At 66.2% G+C, this 16,904-nt stretch carries 14 protein-coding genes; 5 read left to right on the plus strand and 9 right to left on the minus strand.

The window, feature by feature from the left end:
• Nucleotides 1-48: 48 nt before the first annotated feature.
• The 4 genes from F624_RS0122410 to F624_RS0122425 are packed head-to-tail and all read right to left on the minus strand — an operon-like array spanning nt 49 to nt 5,633.
• Nucleotides 49-1,704 carry an ABC transporter ATP-binding protein gene (locus F624_RS0122410; protein ID WP_019576607.1) on the minus strand — a complete coding sequence of 552 codons (1,656 nt, stop codon included), beginning with the start codon at nt 1,702-1,704 and terminating at the stop codon, nt 49-51.
• On the minus strand, nt 1,701-2,789 hold the full coding sequence (locus tag F624_RS0122415) for an ABC transporter permease (protein ID WP_211224171.1): 1,089 nt from the start codon (nt 2,787-2,789) through the stop codon (nt 1,701-1,703). Before F624_RS0122415 ends, F624_RS0122410 begins: the two co-directional genes overlap by 4 nt.
• The gene (locus F624_RS0122420; RefSeq protein WP_031255874.1) at nt 2,755-3,780 is read right to left on the minus strand and encodes a microcin C ABC transporter permease YejB; all 1,026 of its coding nucleotides are present in this window, start codon (nt 3,778-3,780) and stop codon (nt 2,755-2,757) included. Before F624_RS0122420 ends, F624_RS0122415 begins: the two co-directional genes overlap by 35 nt.
• A 35-nt stretch (nt 3,781-3,815) precedes the next feature.
• Entirely contained in the window at nt 3,816-5,633 is a 1,818-nt protein-coding gene (locus F624_RS0122425) for an extracellular solute-binding protein (RefSeq protein ID WP_019576610.1), read from the minus strand.
• Between the two features lie 142 nt (nt 5,634-5,775).
• On the opposite strand from F624_RS0122425, the gene fabI reads away from it, so the two are divergent.
• The gene (gene fabI / locus F624_RS0122430; RefSeq protein ID WP_019576611.1) at nt 5,776-6,579 is read left to right on the plus strand and encodes an enoyl-ACP reductase FabI; all 804 of its coding nucleotides are present in this window, start codon (nt 5,776-5,778) and stop codon (nt 6,577-6,579) included.
• 203 nt (nt 6,580-6,782) lie between these two features.
• Nucleotides 6,783-7,646 carry a DNA ligase gene (locus F624_RS0122435; RefSeq protein ID WP_019576612.1) on the plus strand — a complete coding sequence of 288 codons (864 nt, stop codon included), beginning with the start codon at nt 6,783-6,785 and terminating at the stop codon, nt 7,644-7,646.
• Between the two features lie 101 nt (nt 7,647-7,747).
• Here the strand turns inward: F624_RS0122435 and F624_RS0122440 are convergent, their stop codons facing one another.
• Complete coding sequence (locus tag F624_RS0122440) at nt 7,748-10,018, minus strand: arginine/lysine/ornithine decarboxylase (RefSeq protein WP_019576613.1); 2,271 nt, start codon at nt 10,016-10,018, stop codon at nt 7,748-7,750.
• Between the two features lie 162 nt (nt 10,019-10,180).
• Between F624_RS0122440 and F624_RS0122445 the strand changes: the two genes are divergently transcribed.
• The gene (locus tag F624_RS0122445) at nt 10,181-10,606 is read left to right on the plus strand and encodes an NfeD family protein (RefSeq protein WP_031255879.1); all 426 of its coding nucleotides are present in this window, start codon (nt 10,181-10,183) and stop codon (nt 10,604-10,606) included.
• 68 nt (nt 10,607-10,674) lie between these two features.
• The gene (locus F624_RS0122450; protein WP_019576615.1) at nt 10,675-11,586 is read left to right on the plus strand and encodes an SPFH domain-containing protein; all 912 of its coding nucleotides are present in this window, start codon (nt 10,675-10,677) and stop codon (nt 11,584-11,586) included.
• Nucleotides 11,587-11,735: 149 nt separating this feature from the next.
• On the opposite strand, the gene F624_RS0122455 is transcribed toward F624_RS0122450, so the two are convergent.
• From F624_RS0122455 to F624_RS0122470, 4 genes are all read right to left on the minus strand, one after another.
• Nucleotides 11,736-12,263, minus strand: a complete 528-nt coding sequence (locus tag F624_RS0122455) for a hypothetical protein (RefSeq protein ID WP_019576616.1) — start codon at nt 12,261-12,263, stop codon at nt 11,736-11,738.
• Entirely contained in the window at nt 12,260-13,381 is a 1,122-nt protein-coding gene (locus tag F624_RS0122460) for an MGDG synthase family glycosyltransferase (protein WP_019576617.1), read from the minus strand. The genes F624_RS0122455 and F624_RS0122460 overlap by 4 nt, the downstream gene beginning before the upstream one ends.
• Before the next feature lie 74 nt (nt 13,382-13,455).
• Nucleotides 13,456-15,036, minus strand: coding sequence for a methyl-accepting chemotaxis protein (locus F624_RS0122465; RefSeq protein WP_031255881.1), 1,581 nt, complete (start codon nt 15,034-15,036; stop codon nt 13,456-13,458).
• A 153-nt stretch (nt 15,037-15,189) separates the two neighbouring features.
• On the minus strand, nt 15,190-15,750 hold the full coding sequence (locus F624_RS0122470; RefSeq protein ID WP_157443567.1) for a BON domain-containing protein: 561 nt from the start codon (nt 15,748-15,750) through the stop codon (nt 15,190-15,192).
• 241 nt (nt 15,751-15,991) lie between these two features.
• On the opposite strand from F624_RS0122470, the gene F624_RS0122475 reads away from it, so the two are divergent.
• Nucleotides 15,992-16,747 (plus strand): carbonic anhydrase, encoded by a 756-nt coding sequence (locus F624_RS0122475; protein ID WP_019576620.1) that lies wholly within the window; start codon nt 15,992-15,994, stop codon nt 16,745-16,747.
• The last annotated feature ends 157 nt before the right edge of the window (nt 16,748-16,904 follow it).

The raw sequence follows: 16,904 nt of genomic DNA on the forward strand, positions 1-16,904 counted from the left end.
GGAGTCGCCTGTGCGGCAGCTGAGTGCCAGCCCGGGGTTCACCAGCACTCAGTCCAGCGCCGCGTGCACCAGCGTGCGGGTGTAGTCGCTTTGCGGCTGCTCCAGCACCTGGGCCACGGGGCCGGATTCGACCACCTGGCCGTCCTTCATCACCAGCACCTCGTGCGCCATGGCACGGATGACGGCGATGTCGTGGGTGATCAACAGGTAGCTCAGGCCACGCTCGCGCTGCAGCTGCTGCAGCAATTGCAGCACCTGCTTCTGGATGCTCACATCGAGCGCGCTGGTGGGTTCGTCCAGCACCAGCAGGCGCGGGCCCACGATGAGAGCCCGGGCGATGGCCAGGCGCTGGCGCTGCCCGCCCGAAAATTCATGCGGGTAGCGGGCCAGCAAGCCGGGGAACTGCGCCTCGCCCAGGCCCACATCGGCCAGGGCCTGGGCCACGCGGGCACGGCGCTGGGTCTCGCTCAAGCCGGGCTCGTGCACCAGCAGGCCTTCGCCCACGATCTCCTCCACCGTGAGACGGGGCGACAGCGATGAAAACGGGTCTTGAAACACCACCTGCACCTGGCGCCGCAAGGCCCGGTGGGCCGGCGTGTTGCGCGTGCCCAGGCCTTGCCAGCCCTGCTCGCCCGCGGCGCCAAAGCGCAGCGTGCCCTGGCTGGGCAGCAGGCCCAACACGGCCTGGGCCAGGGTGGACTTGCCCGAACCCGACTCGCCCACCACGCCCAGGGTGCGGCCCTGGGGCAGGCTGAAGCGGGCCCCCTGCACGGCCACGAACTCACCGCGCCCCCACCAGCCGCGCCAACCCGGCAGGGCCACCGGGTAGACCACGCGCAGGGCCTCGGCCTGCAACTCGGTGGGGGGAGCCGGCTCGGCAGGGTTGGCCTCCACCACATCGCGGCGGGGCAGGCTGTCGAGCAGCTTGCGGGTGTAGGCGTGCTGGGGCTGGGCAAACACCTCGTTGACGGCGCCCTGCTCCACCAGCACGCCGTTTTCCATCACCGCCACCCGGTCGGCAAAGCGGCGCACCATCTGCAGGTCGTGGGTGATCAGCAGCACGGCCATGCCGGTGCGGCGCTGCAAATCGGCCAGCAGATCCAGGATCTGCGCACGCAGCGTCACATCCAACGCGGTGGTGGGCTCGTCGGCCAGCAGCAGGCGCGGCTCTGTGGCCAGCGCCATGGCGATCATGGCGCGCTGGCGTTGGCCGCCCGACAACTGGTGCGGGTAGCTGCGGGCACGTCGCTCCGGCTCGGGGATGCCAGTGTCGGCCAGGGCCTTCACCGCCAGAGGCCAGGCCTGCTGGCGGTTCAGGCCCTTCTTGAGTTGCAGCACCTCCACGATCTGCTCGCCCACCGTGAACAGCGGGTTGAGGGCGGTCATGGGCTCCTGGAAGATCATGGCGATGTCGTCGCCCCGCAGGCCTTGCAGCTCGCGCTCGGGCAGGCTCAGCAAGTCGCGCATCGGCGCGCCAGGGGCGGTGTCGCGCAGCAGCACACAACCCTGGCAGCGGGCGTGTGCGGCCAGGCGCAACAGGCTCAGCGCGGTGACCGACTTGCCCGAGCCCGACTCGCCCACCAGGGCCAGTTTCTCGCCCGCAGCCAGGTTGAAGCTGATGCCATGCACCACCTCCTTGCCGTCAAAGGCGATGCGCAGGTCCTGCACCTGCAACAGCGGTGCGTCGGTGGTCGGGGTGTTCATGCCTGGGCCTCCGCCTGACGCGGGTCGAGGGCATCACGCAGCGCGTCGCCCATGAAAGTGAGCAGCAGCAGGGTGATCACCAGCACGCCGAAGGTCGACAGCGAGATCCACCAGGCGTCGATGTTGCTTTTGCCCTGGCTCAGCAACTCCCCCAGCGAGGGCGTGCCGGGCGGCACCCCCAGGCCCAGAAAATCGAGCGAGGTGAGCGCCAGGATGGCCGCACTCATTCGAAAGGGCAAAAAGGTGACCACCGGGGTCAGGCTGTTGGGCAGGATGTGGCGCCAGATGATCTGGGTGTTCGACACCCCCAGGGCACGGGCGGCCTTCACGTAGTCGAGCTGGCGGTTGCGCAGAAATTCGGCCCGCACATAGTCCGACAGGCCCATCCAGCCGAACAGGCTGAGCAGCACCAGCAGCAGGGCCACACTGGGCGCGAACACCGCGCTGAAGATGATCAGCAGGTACAGCTCGGGCATGGAGCCCCAGATTTCGATGAAACGCTGGAAGGCCAGGTCGGTGCGCCCGCCAAAATAGCCTTGCACCGCCCCGGTCAGCACCCCCAGCAGCACCCCCGACACCGTGAGCGCCAGGGCAAACAGCACGCTGACGCGAAAGCCGTAAATCAGCTGGGCCAGCAGGTCACGCCCCCGGTCATCGGTACCCAGCCAGTTGTCGCGGCTGGGGCCGGAGGGGTTGGGCTCTTTGGCGAAGTAGTTCAGGGTTTTGGGGCCGTAGGGGTTGGGGGCAAACACCGCCCAGTTGCCGGGCTGGGCCAGTTGCTGGCGGATGAAGGGGTCGAGGTAGTCGGTGGGGGTTTCGAAGTCGCCGCCAAACACTTTCTCGGGGTAGTCGTTCCACATCGGGAAGTAGGTCTGGCCGGCATAGCGCACCACGAGCGGGCGGTCGTTGGAGATCAGCTCGGCGCCCAGGCTCATCAGCACCAGGGCTGCAAACAGCAGCAGGCTCCAGTAGCCCAGGCGGTTGCGCTTGAAGCGCAGCCAGGCGCGGCGCGAGGGGCTGAGGCTGGCGGGCACAGACACGGTGGGTGATTCAATCGAATTTGACACGGGGGTCCACCCAGACATAGGACAGATCAGAAATCAGCTTGGTCACCAGGCCGATCAGCGTGAACAGGTACAGCGTGCCCAGCACCACTGGGTAGTCGCGCCGGATCACGCTCTCATAGCTCAGCAGGCCCAGGCCGTCGAGCGAGAACAGGGTCTCGATCAGCAGCGAGCCGGTGAAGAAGGCGCCCACAAAGGCCGCCGGAAAGCCGGTGATGATGGGGATCAGCGCGTTGCGGAACACGTGCTTCCACAGCACCTGGCGCTCGCTCAGGCCCTTGGCGCGGGCAGTGACCACGTACTGCTTGCGGATCTCTTCGAGAAAGGCGTTCTTGGTCAGCATGGCCGTCACGGCAAAACTGCCCAGCACCATGGCCGTCACCGGCAGCGCGATGTGCCACAGGTAGTCGGTGATGCGCGCCGGCCAGGCCAGATCGGCCCAATTGCTGGAGGTCAGCCCGCGCAGCGGGAACCACTGCAACTGCCCGCCAAAGATCACCAGCAGCGCCACTCCCAGCACAAAGCCCGGAATCGCATAGCCCACCAGGATCAGCAAGGTGGTCACCAGGTCGAAGCGCGAGCCCGCACGCACCGCCTTGGCCACCCCCAGGGGCACGGCCACGCCGTAGCTGATGAAGAAGGTCCACAGGCCCAGGCTGGCCGACACGGGCAGCTTGTCGAGGATCAGTTGCCACACGTCCTTGTTCTGGAAAAAGCTCTTGCCCAGGTCGAAGCGGGCAAACTGGCCCAGCATCTGCACAAAGCGTTCGGCCGGCGGCTTGTCAAAGCCATACAAGGCCTTGATCTGCTCCAGCCGCTTCGGGTCCACACCCTGGCTGCCACGGTAGCTGCCACCGCCCTCGGCCCCGCGTTGGGCCCCGGCCTTGGCCTCGGCCAGGTACTGCTCGACCGGGCCCCCGGGCACGAACTGGATCACGGCGAAGGTCAGCAGCAACACCCCGAACAGGGTGGGCACCATCAGCAGCAGGCGTTTGACGATGTAGGCAAGCATGGGTGGGCTGGTGGGTGAGCGGGTGGTGACGGGGTTCAGGGCTTCTGGCCCGACGCTGGGCGGGCCCACCAGGTGTCGATCACCCACTCTTCCCCTGGGGCGTAGGGCGGCATGGTGGCCGGGCCCTGCAGGCGCCAGGCATCAAACACCAGGCGATGGGTGACGGCGGTGTACTGCGGAATCAGGTAGTGGCCGTGCATGATCACGCGGTCCAGGGCGCGGCAGGCCGAGTGCAACTCGGCCTCGCTCTTGGCGGCGGTCATGCGGGCGATCAGGGCATCGACCGCCGGGCTCTTGACGCCGGCCATGTTGCCCGAATCCTCGGTGTCGGCGGCCTTGCTGCCGAACAGGTCGGCGTACTCCTGCCCCGGGGTGTGGGTGCCGGGCACGGCCAGCGTGATCAGGTCGAAATCGAACTTCTGGATGCGCTGCAGGTACAGCGCAAAGTCGACCGAGCGGAAGTTGAGCTTGACGCCCAGCTTCTCCAGATTGCGCCCCCAGGAGGCAAACGTGGCCATCTTGCCTTCGCTGCTGTCCAGGTACTCCAGCACCAGGGGCTCGCCCTGGGCGTTGCGCAGCGCGCCGTCGCGGTAGCGCCAGCCCGCCTCGGCCAGCAGGGCCTGGGCCCGGCGCAGGTTGCCGCGCAGCGACTGGTCGCCATCGGTGCGCGGCGGCTGCGCCATGGGGCCGAACACGGTGACCGGCAACTGCGCGCGCCAGGGCTCCAGCAAGGCCAGCTCGTCGGGGCCGGGGCTGCCGGTGGCCGCGCAGGCCGTGTTGCCGAACAGGCCCGTCACGCGCTGGTAGCTGCCATAGAAGAGCTGACGGTTCATCCATTCGAAATCAAGCGCCATCCCCAAGGCCTGCCGCACCCGGATGTCGTCCAGCGGCTTGCGCCGGGTGTTGAGGAAAAAGCTCTGGAAACCCGAAGGCAGCTGGTGCTTGAACTCGCGCTTGACCAGCTCGCCCGAATCGAAGCGCTTGCCATTGACGCGGCGCGCCCAGTCGCCAGCCGAATAAAAGCGCATCAGGTCGAACTCACCGGCCTTCAAGGCCTCAAGCTTGGCGGTGTTGTCCTTGTAGATCTTGACGGTGATGCGGTCGAAGTTGTCGCTGCCGCGCTTGACGTTGAGGTTGCGCGCCCAGTACTGCGGGTCGCGCACATAGCTGATGTCCTTGCCGAAGCGCACCGGGCCGATGCGGTAGGGGCCGCTGCCGATGGGGATGTCGGTCACCACCTCGCTGAAGCGTTTGCCCGCCCCCCACTGGTGGCTGAACACCGGCAGCCCCCCCACGGTCAGGGGCAGTTCGCGGTTGGGCTTTTTGAAACGGTAGCGCACGGTGCGCTCGTCCAGCACGTCCAGGCCCGCCACGTCTTCGAGTGTGGTCTTGTAGGCGGGCGAGGTGTCCGGGCCCATCAGCATGTCGTAGCTGTATTTCACGTCGCGGGCCAGCACCGGGTCGCCGTTGTGAAAGCGGGCCTCGGGGCGCAACTGGAAGGTGGCACTCAGCCCGTCGGCCGCCACGCTCACATCGCCCGCCAGCAGGCCATAGCCCGAGCCCACCTCGTCCATCGCGCCGGTGAGCAGGCTGTCGAACATCAGCGCGCTCAAGTAGGCCGGGGCCGAGCCCTTGAGGGTGAAGGGGTTGTACTTGTCGAAGGTGGAGGCACGGCTGTTGCTGACCAGGCGCAGTTCGCCGCCTTTGGGCGCCTGCGGGTTGACGTATTCGAAATGCGCAAAGCCGGCCGGGTACTTGGGTTGGCCCCACAGGGCGTAGGCCTGGCCGGCCCCGGCCGGGAAAGCACTCAACGCCGAAGCGGCAAGCAGGAAGCAAAAGCTCAAAGCACGCATGAGACAATTCTGCCCTAGTCCGGGTGCTGCTTCAGGTAACCGGGCCTCTGCCGGCGCCACCGCCGCCAGGGGCCTGCCCAAGCGCCCCGGCCCCTGAACCCCGCCCGGCACCGCTGCCCGGGCCCCGATCTGGAGAACAAAAATGGGATTTCTCACCGGCAAGAAACTGCTGATCACCGGCGTTCTGTCCAACCGCTCGATCGCCTATGGCATTGCCAAGGCCTGCCACGCTCAGGGCGCTGAACTGGCGTTCAGCTATGTGGGCGAGCGCTTCAAGGACCGCATCACCGAATTTGCCGCCGATTTCGGCTCCAAGCTGGTGTTTGACTGCGACGTGGCCGACGACGCCCAGATCGACAAGCTGTTCACCGACCTGTCTGCCCACTGGCCCCAATTCGACGGCTTTGTGCACGCCATCGGCTTTGCCCCGCGTGAGGCGATTGCCGGCGACTTTCTCGATGGCCTGAGCCGCGAAGCCTTCCGCATCGCGCACGACATCAGCGCCTACAGCTTCCCGGCCATGGCCAAGGCCGCCCTGCCCTACCTGAACGACAAGTCGTCGGTGCTGACCCTGAGCTACCTGGGCGCCCTGCGCACGGTGCCCAACTACAACACCATGGGCCTGGCCAAGGCCAGCCTGGAAGCCTCGGTGCGCTACCTGGCCGAGTCGCTGGGCAGCCAGAACCGCGGCCTGCGCGCCAACGGCATCTCGGCCGGCCCGATCAAGACCCTGGCTGCCAGCGGCATCAAGGGCTTTGGCAAGATCCTGTCGGTGGTGGCCGAGAACTCGCCGATCCGCCGCAACGTGACCATCGACGACGTGGGCAATGTGGCCGCCTTCCTGCTGAGCGACCTGGCGGCTGGCGTGAGCGCCGAAATCACCTATGTGGACGGTGGCTTCAGCCAGGTGGTCGGCGGCATTGCCGAACCCGCCGTGGCCGGCTGAGCGCCAAAATTCAAGGCGGCCCCAGCGCCGCTCTGCCGCGCCCGGGCAGAAGCCCACCGCGCCCGTGCCCTGCCGGCACCGGTGCGGTGCCGATCGACACGGATCCCTTCGCACCGGACGCTGCCACGCCCTCTGCCTCTTTCCTCCCCCCAGCCCTCGGCCCTGCCGCTGTCTCACGCCATCCGGCCCGACGCCAGACCCTGTTGGCACTCGCCGCGCTGGGCTCCATGGCCCCGCAGGCCCGGGCCCTGAGCCCTCAGCCCACCCCAGGCCCCCTCATGAAGGCGGGCCGCTACCAGGCAGGCCAGCCGGTGGAGGGCTTTCTGGTCAGCGAAAAACTCGACGGTGTGCGAGCGCGCTGGGACGGCCAACAACTCTGGACCCGCAGCGGCCGCCGCATCCATGCACCTGCCGAATTCACCGTCGGCTGGCCCTCCCTGGCCCTGGATGGCGAGCTGTGGGCCGGCCGGGGCCAGTTTCTGCGTGCCGTGGCCGCCGTGCGCGAGGGCGCGGGCAGCGAGGCCTGGGCCGGTCTGCGCCTGATGGTGTTCGACACCCCCGACCCGGTGCGGCCCTTTGGCGGCCCGGACGGTCGCCTGGCCTTGTTGCAGGCGGCGCTGGCTGCGCCGCGCCCGCCGGCACCGACGGGGCCGACGGGGCTCCAGGCCCTCCCCCAGCACCCGGTGAGTTCGACCGCCGACCTGCAATCCTGGCTGGACGAGGTGGTGGCCGCCGGCGGTGAGGGCTTGATGCTGCACCGCTCCAGCAACCTGTACCGTTCGGGCCGCTCCAACGACCTGCTGAAGTACAAGCCCTTTCTGGACGCCGAAGCCCGCGTGGTGCAGATCCTGCCCGGCAAAGGCCAGTGGCAGGGCCTGGCCGGCGCCTTGCTGGTGCAGACCACCGACGGCCATCGCCTGCGCCTGGGCAGCGGCCTGTCGGAGGCCCAGCGGCATGAGCCGCCGCCTGTGGGCAGCTGGGTCAGTTTTCGCTACCAGGGCCTGCACCCGGGCGGCATGCCGCGCTTTGCCAGCTTTGTTCGGGTGATCCCCGACATCGACCTTTGACGTTCTGAGCGCCCCACGAAAAATGCCCCGCCTCCTGACGGAGGGCGGGGCATTTCTCATGTGCGGCAAGCCGGCCGCTCAGCCGGCCAGTCTCACCAATCTCACGCGTCCTCTTTGACGCAGTCGGCAAAGTAGCGCACGTGGCCGCTGGCGTCTTCTTCCTCGACCAGGCCGTGGATGTCGGTCTCGAAGCCGGGGCATTGGGCGTTGAACTCGCGCGAGAACTTGAGGTAGTCGACGATCTTCTTGTTGAACACTTCGCCCGGGATCAGCAGCGGGATGCCCGGCGGGTAAGGCGTGACCAGGCTGGTGGTGATGCGGCCTTCGAGGTGGTCGATCTCCACGCGCTCGGTCTTGCGCTGGGCGATGTAGGCAAAAGCGTCCGAGGGCTTCATGGCCGGGGTCAGGTCGCTGAGGTACATCTCGGTGGTCAGGCGGGCGATGTCGTACTTGGCGTACAGCTCGTGCACGTGCTGACACAGATCGCGCAGGCCCATGCGCTCGTAGCGGCGGTTCTTCTGGCAGAACTCGGGCAGGATGCGCCACATCGGCTGGTTCTTCTCGTAGTCGTCCTTGAACTGCTGCAGCGCGGTCAGCAGCGAGTTCCAGCGGCCCTTGGTGATGCCGATGGTGAACATGATGAAGAAGCTGTACAGGCCGGTCTTCTCGACGATCACGCCATGCTCGGCCAGGAACTTGGTCACGATGCTGGCCGGGATGCCGGTCTTGGCGAACTTGCCGTTCAGATCCAGGCCGGGCGTGACGATGGTCGACTTGATGGGGTCGAGCATGTTGAAGCCGTCGGCCAGCTTGCCGAAGCCATGCCACTTGGTGGACTTGGCGTCGGCCTTGATGATCCAGTCGGTGGCGCGGCCGATGCCGTCGTCCACCAGCTTGTCGGGGCCCCAGACCTTGAACCACCAGTCTTTGCCGTACTCGTCATCGACCTTGCGCATGGCGCGGCGGAAGTCGAGCGCTTCGGCAATGCTTTCTTCCACCAGTGCGGTGCCGCCGGGCGGCTCCATCATGGCGGCGGCCACGTCGCAGCTGGCGATGATGCTGTACTGAGGGCTGGTGCTGGTGTGCATCAGGTAGGCCTCATTGAACAGGTGGCGATCCAGCTTGGTGTTCTGCGAGTCCTGCACCAACACGTGGCTGGCCTGGCTGATGCCGGCCAGCAGCTTGTGAATCGACTGGGTGGCGTAGACCACGCTTTCCTTCGGACGCGCGCGCTTCTTGCCCATGGCGTGGTAGGGGCCGTAGAAGGGGTGGAAGGCCGCGTGGGGCAACCAGGCCTCGTCAAAGTGCATGTTCTCGACGTAGCCGTCGAGCATGCCCTTGATGGTCTCGGTGTTGTACAGCACGCCGTCGTAGGTCGACTGGGTGATGGTCAGGATGCGCGGCTTGACCTTCTTGGCGTCCACGCCCTTGAGCAAGGGGTTGGCCTTGATCTTGGCCTGGATCGACTCTTTGGTGAACTCGCTTTGCGGGATCGGGCCGATGATGCCGAAGTGGTTGCGCGTCGGCTTCAGGAACACGGGGATGGCCCCGGTCATGATGATCGAGTGCAGGATGGATTTGTGGCAGTTGCGGTCCACCACCACCACATCGCCGGGCGCCACGGTGTGGTGCCACACCATCTTGTTGCTGGTGCTGGTGCCGTTGGTCACAAAGAAGCAGTGGTCAGCATTGAAGATGCGGGCCGCATTGCGCTCGCTCTCGCCGATGGCGCCGTTGTGGTCCAGCAACTGGCCCAGTTCTTCCACGGCATTGCACACGTCGGCGCGCAGCATGTTCTCGCCGAAGAACTGGTGGAACATCTGGCCCACCGGGCTCTTCAGGAAAGCCACGCCACCCGAGTGGCCCGGGCAGTGCCAGGAGTAGGAGCCGTCTTCGGCGTAGTCGAGCAAGGCCTTGAAGAACGGGGGCTGCACGCCCTCCAGGTAGCTCTTGGCCTCGCGGATGATGTGGCGCGCCACGAATTCGGGGGTGTCCTCGAACATGTGGATGAAGCCATGCAGCTCGCGCAGGATGTCGTTGGGCAGGTGGCGCGAGGTCTTGGTTTCGCCGTAGATGTAGATCGGCACATCGAGGTTCTTGCGACGCACCTCGTCGATGAAGCTGCGCAGATTGACCACCGCCGGGTCCAGGTCGGGGCCTGGCGTGAACTCTTCGTCGTCGATCGACAAGATGAAGGCACTGGCCCGGCTCTGCTGCTGGGCGAACTGGCTCAGATCGCCGTAGCTGGTCACCCCCAGCACCTCGAATCCCTCGGACTCGATCGCCTGCGCCAGGGCGCGGATGCCCAGGCCCGAGGTGTTTTCAGAGCGGAAGTCCTCATCGATGATGACAATGGGGAAGCGAAATTTCATGCAGACCTCCGGGAGCGGGGATGGGGGCTAAAAAGGGTGTGGATCACGGAAACAGGCGCGAAGTGTAAGGAATATTGAGGTCGCCCTTTTGACACCCCCTGTTTTTCACCCAGAATGTGGTGCCAGCAAGACAACATCATGGCTGGCCTGGGAGAAGAAATCATGACCCCGATCACCCTGTGGTGGATTCTGGCCGGTGCCGCCGTCGTGGCCGAACTGCTGACCGGCACGCTCTACCTGTTGCTGCTGGCTGCCGGCCTGGCCACCGGGGCCCTGGCAGCCCTGATGGGCGTGAGCACCACCGGCCAGCTGCTGCTGGCCTCGGCCGTGGCGGGCGCGCTGATGGGGGCCTGGCACCTGTGGCGCCGCCAGCACCCCAAGGACCGCCCCGCCAGCCAGAACCCCGACGTGAACCTGGACGTGGGCCAGACCGTGCAGGTGGAACACTGGCAGGCCGATGGCAGCGCCACCACCCATTACCGGGGCGCACAATGGGCCGTGCAGTTGCAGGCCGGGCAAAGCGCCCGCCCCGGGCCGCAGCGCATCGTCGAGGTGCTGGGCAGCCGCCTGATCGTCGCCCCCGTCTGAAGTGCAACGCCGCCGCACTGAACCACCATTGCCCTCCACCATCGCCCTCCACCACCCCAGGGAACCCCATGGAATTCGCCCTCGTCATCGCGGTCATCGTGGCCATCTTCATTGCCCGCTCGATCAAGATCGTGCCCCAGCAACATGCCTGGGTGGTTGAACGCCTGGGGCGCTACCACAGCACCCTCACGCCCGGACCCAAGCTGCTGATCCCCTTCGTGGACAACGTGGCCTACCGCCACAGCCTGAAAGAGATCCCGCTCGATGTGCCCAGCCAGATCTGCATCACCCGCGACAACACCCAACTGCAGGTGGACGGCATCCTGTACTTCCAGGTCACCGACCCGATGCGGGCCAGCTATGGCTCGTCCAACTACATCATGGCGGTCACGCAACTGGCCCAGACCTCGCTGCGCAGCGTGATCGGCAAGCTGGAGCTGGACAAGACCTTCGAGGAGCGCAACATCATCAACGCCCAGGTGGTGGCCGCCATCGACGAGGCGGCCCTGAACTGGGGCGTGAAGGTGCTGCGCTACGAGATCAAGGACCTGACCCCGCCCAAGGAGATCCTGCATGCCATGCAGGCCCAGATCACGGCCGAACGCGAAAAGCGGGCCCTGATTGCGGCCTCGGAAGGCCGCCGGCAAGAGCAGATCAACATCGCCACCGGCGAGCGCGAGGCCTTCATTGCCCGCTCTGAGGGCGAGAAGCAGGCCGCCATCAACAAGGCCCAGGGCGAGGCGGCCTCCATCACGGCGGTGGCCGACGCCACGGCCCAGGCCATCGAACGCATCGCCACCGCGATCCGCCAGCCCGGGGGCGAACAGGCCGTGCAGCTGAAGGTGGCCGAGCGCGCCGTGGATGCCTACAGCCGCGTGGCCACCGACGCCACCACCACCCTGATCGTGCCCAGCCACATGGGCGAGCTGGCCAGCCTGATTGGCTCGGCCATGGCCCTGGTCAAACAGAACAAGGGCTGAGCCCCTCCAGATTGGGCTGGCAGCGTGTGGATGGCTGCGGCGGGTTTTCCCCGCCGGCACTGAACAAACCTGTGGACAAGCCGTGCCCTTTGGCTTGAAAGCACACGCAAGTGATTGATTTGATTGAACTTGGCTTGCACTGCCTGTTTTCAAGGCAGTGGTGTGACAGCCGCACGTTGTGGAGGGCCCGCGGCCTTGAACGAGAGCCAGAACAGCACGATGGCCACGGCTGAAAAGGTCCAGTAATCGGTCGGGGCCCACCACCACCAGTGCTTTTGCCAGGGCACGTTCTGCGGATCGAAACGGGCCAGGCCGAAATCGGGGTTGAGCACGAACCACAGAAAATCTTCCATCACCCAGAACTGCATGATGCAGGCCAGTGCCCGGGCCTGCAGGCGCCACGACCAGGTCTGCAAGAAGGCCAGCGGAAAGTGGAACATCAGCACCATGAAGGAAAAGATCCAGGCGTGGTAGCCCGTCATGGCCCGCCCGCCCCAGAAGATGTCGAGCAGCCAGTGCTGTTCGATGCGCCAGGTGGGCAAGGCCGCTGCCCAGCCCGCGCCGCCTTCGATCTGGATCTCGACCTGGGCAAAGAAGAAGGCCAGCACGGCCACCCAGGCCACGGTGAGCAGGGGGCGCTCGGCGCTGGGGCCTGTCGGCACGGCCGGGGCCCTCATGCCAGCACCCTGGCCAGCACCCGCTGCGCGGCATCGGGCCGGCCCAGCGCGCGGCTGCGTTCGCGCATGGCCGCCAACAACGCCGGCTGATCGAGCAGGCGCCGCACCCGGTACTCCAAGGTCACCCCATCAAAGGCCTTGAGGGCCACCCCCTGCTCCAGCAGGTAGTCGGCGTTGCGCTCCTCCTGGCCCGGAATGGGCGAGTTGACGATCATCGGCAGCCCCATGGCCATGCATTCAGAGGTGGTCAGCCCCCCGGGTTTGGTGATCACCAGATCGGCACAGGCCATCAAACGCTCCACGAAACCCGTGAACCCTTGCGGAAACAGCCGCCCCGGGTGCTCCAGGGCCAAGGCCTGCAGGCTGGCCAGGGCCTGTTGGTTGCGACCGGCCAGCGCCAGCAACTGAAAGCGTTGCTCCAGGCGCATCAGGCGCTGGGCAATCGTCTCCAGGCTGCCCACCCCGGCCCCGCCGCCCATCAGCAGCAAGGTGGGCTGGGCCGGGTCCAGGCCGTACTCGGCCGCACAGACCGAGCGGCTCAAGGCCTGACCGAAGGCCGGCATGATGGGGATGCCCGTGACCTCGATGTTGCGCGCCTCAATGCCTTGGGCCTGCATGCGAAATGCCACCTCGTCGTTGGCGGCAAAGTAGCCCGCCATGCCCTGGTGCACCCACAGGCGGTGCAGATCGAAGTCGGTCACCTGCACCCACACCGGGCAGGAGAGCTCGCCCAGGTGGATCTGGCGCGCCAGCATCTCGGCGGGCAGAAAGTGGGTGCAGATGATGGCGTCGGGCTGCAGGGCCCGGATCTGGCGGCGCAAGGCCCGCGCGTTCATGCGCTCCAGGGCGCGGCGCAGGCGCTCCAGCGAGCTGTCGGCCTTGGCCTCATGGGTGTGGTTGTACAAATAGCCCCAGAGCGTGGGCGCCTTGTCGACCAGCTTGACGTAGAAATCGGTGTAGACCTTGCGAAAGCCGGCCGTCACGAAGTCCATCGCATCCAGGTGCACCACCTCGGCCACCTCGGGGTGCTGCAGGGCACAGGCCCGGATCGCCTCGGCGGCCCGCACATGGCCCATGCCGGCTGACACACTCATGATCAACAGTTTCTTGGCAGGCATGGGAGTTCAGGATCGACAAACCCTGAAGCCTATTGCCAGTACATGACAGGCACATTTCGCCCGGCTGACCGGCTTCAGCCCCTGGAATACCCCAGCGCAGGCCCGGCCCCCTCCAGCCGGAATACGGCCACCAAATCGGCCAGATGTTCGGCCTGGCGCTGGAGGGCTTCGGTCGCCGCTGCCGCCTGCTCGACCAGGGCGGCGTTCTGCTGCGTCACCGAATCCATCTGGGCGATCGCCTGGTTGATCTGCTCGATGCCCAGGGTCTGCTCCTGGCTGGCTGAGGCGATGTGGGCCACGATGTCGGCCACCTGGCGCACCCCGGACTCGACCTGGGCCATGGTGCTGCCAGCCCCCTCCACCAGTTGATGGCCCTGGTCCACGTTCTCGACCGAGGCCGAGATCAGGCCCTTGATCTCCTTGGCGGCCTGGGCGCTGCGCTGGGCCAAGACACGCACCTCGCCGGCCACCACCGCAAAACCTCGCCCCTGCTCGCCCGCACGGGCCGCCTCGACCGCGGCATTGAGCGCCAGGATGTTGGTCTGGAACGCAATGCCGTCGATCACACCGATGATGTCCACGATGCGCCCCGACGAGGCATGGATCTGGCCCATGGTCTGCACCACCTGCCCCACCGCCTGCCCGCCCGCCGTGGCGCGCTCTGACGTGGCCTGCACCAACTGCTTGGCCTGGCGGGCGTTGTCGGCGTTCTGCCGCACGGTGCTGGTAATTTCCTCCATCGAAGCGGCCGTCTGCTCCAGGGCACTGGCCTGCGACTCGGTCCGTCCCGACAGGTCCAGGTTGCCCTGGGCGATTTCGCTGGAGGCATGCAGCATCGCGTGGGTGCCCTGACGCACCTGGTTCACGATGTCGCGCAGGCGTTCGTTCATGGTGCCCAGCGCGTTGAGCAACTGCCCGACCTCATCGTTGCGGTCGCTGCTGATCTGCCTGCGCAGGTCCCCCGCGGCCACCAGATGGGCCACCTCGACCGCCTGAGACAAGGGCTGGGTGATGCTGCGTGTGATCAGAACGGCCAAGGCCCCGGCCAACACCACCGCCAGCGCCCCCAGCACCAACATCTGATTGCGGCCACTGCGGTTGTTGTCCTCAATCAGGACCGCGGTCTGGTCGATGGCCCGGCGCTGTTGATCCAGCAAGGTTTGCAGACTGCCCAGGTAGTTCGCGCCAGCCGGCTGGAAATCCTGTCGAAACAGACGCTCGACCTCCTCGTCCTGCCCTGCCGTCTTGCTCGCGGTGATGGCATCCCGGGCCTTGACATAGGCGATGCGGTGGACCAGCAACTGTTTGAAGACGGCCTGCTCGTCAGCGGTTTCCAGCAGACCTTCGAGGTCTTTCTGCTGCTGCGACGACACCTTGGACGCGGCCTGGTTCTCCTCGGCAAAAAAGGTGGCCAGGGCGGGATCGGCACTTTTCACCACGGCGGTGGTTCTGCGCACACTGGTGTGGATGGTGCGGTACCAGTCCGACACCAGGCGCTCCTTGGCCAGGGGGCGCTCCATCATCTGGTGCGTCTGTGAGGCGATGTCCTGCAGGCGCCACACCCCCACGATGAGCATGACCACCATCATGAGAATGAGTGCCGCGAAAGCCAGAGCCAAACGGGCTCCAATGCGTAGCCTCTGAAACACGCTCATTTCGGTTCCTTCACAGATGGATCACCAATCGCTGGCCCGGACGCACAATCGGTCACATAAGTGACACTTTGGCCAGTATAGGGTTAACAAATGACGTCCGAAAGTCGCAAAAAGCGCATGTGAGCCCCCAATGCCCGCGCATGGCGAGGCATTTCAAGGCCCTGGCCCCGCGACGGGATAGGGCGCCGCCCCCTCGGAACCGACCCGCCACTGCCCAATGACCGCTTCGACATCGTCAATGCCCTGGATGGCCTGTTCGATCGCCCTGCCCTGCGCCTCAGAGCCCACACAGCCCAGCACGAACACCCAACGGTGCTGACCGAGAACCCAGAGGCTGGTGCCCGCAAAACGCTCGTCCTGCTGCGCGAACAAGCGCACCCTGGGGATGATCTCGGCGTCGTACAGATAGGCGTTGGGCAGGCGGCAACGGCCCGAACGGTAGCAACTGGTGCCGCGCTCTGCGCGCCAGTGGGCGGACTCGCGGGCCTGAGCCGGGGTCTCCAAGGGAATGGCCGGCACGGGGCAGCCTGCGATCCCCTCGCTGATCTGTAAAAGAGGGTCGTCGGCGTGCCGGGTCTGCTGCGCGCCCACAGGCCTAACCCCAACCCCAAGCATGGCGGCCAGGCACAGCAAGCCGCCAAGGCGTCGCCCCTCTGCGTTGAACGCGGCCCGGCGCAAAGCCAACCCCACCCGCGCCATCAGAGTCCCACCCATGTCTTCCCCTTGTCGGCCGACACGCTTGGCCTGGCCCTTGGAGCGCCCGCCAGAAGGCTAGCGGGCGTGCCGCCGCTGCGAAGGCCCCTCTTCGGGCTTGGCGCATCAAATTTGAACGCCCTGCGCGGCATCAGCCCCATTTGTGTTCGCCAATATTGAACAATGACGCAATAACATCTACTTACAATCAGAAAGCCCATCTTTGCACCGCAGACACCTGTCTGCCCATCAGGAGCCTCGCATGATCCGTCGCCCATCTCTCAATACCCTGTCCGCCAGCCTGCTGGCCCTCGCTGCCTTCGCGGCACACGCCTCCGATGCCGCCCCCCACTGGGGCTACGCGGGTCATCACGGCGCCGCACACTGGGCGGAGATGGACCCGGCATTTGAAACCTGTGCCAAGGGTTCGCGCCAGAGCCCCATCGACATCAGCAGCACGGTCAAGGAAGCCTTGCCGGCGCTCGAATTCCAGTACGGCAGCGCGGCACCGACCCTGGTGAACAACGGTCACACAGTGCAAGTGAATGTACCCGCCGGCAGCAAACTGAGCGTGGGCGACAAGAGCTATGAACTGCTGCAATTCCATTTCCACACCCCCAGCGAAGAAACCTTGAAGGGACGCCACACCGCGATGGTGGCTCACTTCGTGCACAAAAGCACCGCAGGTGAGTTGGGCGTGGTCGGTGTGCTGATCCAACCCGGCGTGCCCAACAAGGCTTTCGAGCCGGTGTTTGCCCACCTGCCGCGCCCGGGCGAGAAGATCACCGTCGAAGCGCTGGAAATCAAGCTGGCGGACATGCTGCCCACCAACCTGGGCTACTACGCCTTTGAAGGCTCGCTGACCACACCGCCTTGCTCTGAAGGGGTCAACTGGATGGTGCTCAAACAACCCATTACCTTGGCACCGGCTCAGATCAAGGCCTTCCGCCGTCTGTTCCCGGCCAATGCCCGGCCCGTGCAGCCCCTGCAGGGTCGGGTGGTGCGCGAAAGCCTCTGAACCACGGTCCCCACTCACGAGGTGACAGCATGGGGGGCAGAACCCTCCCGGCCTGACACCTCGCATGGCGCCATGAACTGAGCGCAATCCGGTACAAGACGCCGGGCCCCCTGGCACCTATTCTTGCCTCGGGCCCGCCGCACGTTGCGGGGGCCAG

The organism is Curvibacter lanceolatus ATCC 14669, from assembly GCF_000381265.1.
In the GTDB taxonomy this organism is placed as follows: Bacteria; Pseudomonadota; Gammaproteobacteria; order Burkholderiales; family Burkholderiaceae_C; genus Curvibacter; species Curvibacter lanceolatus.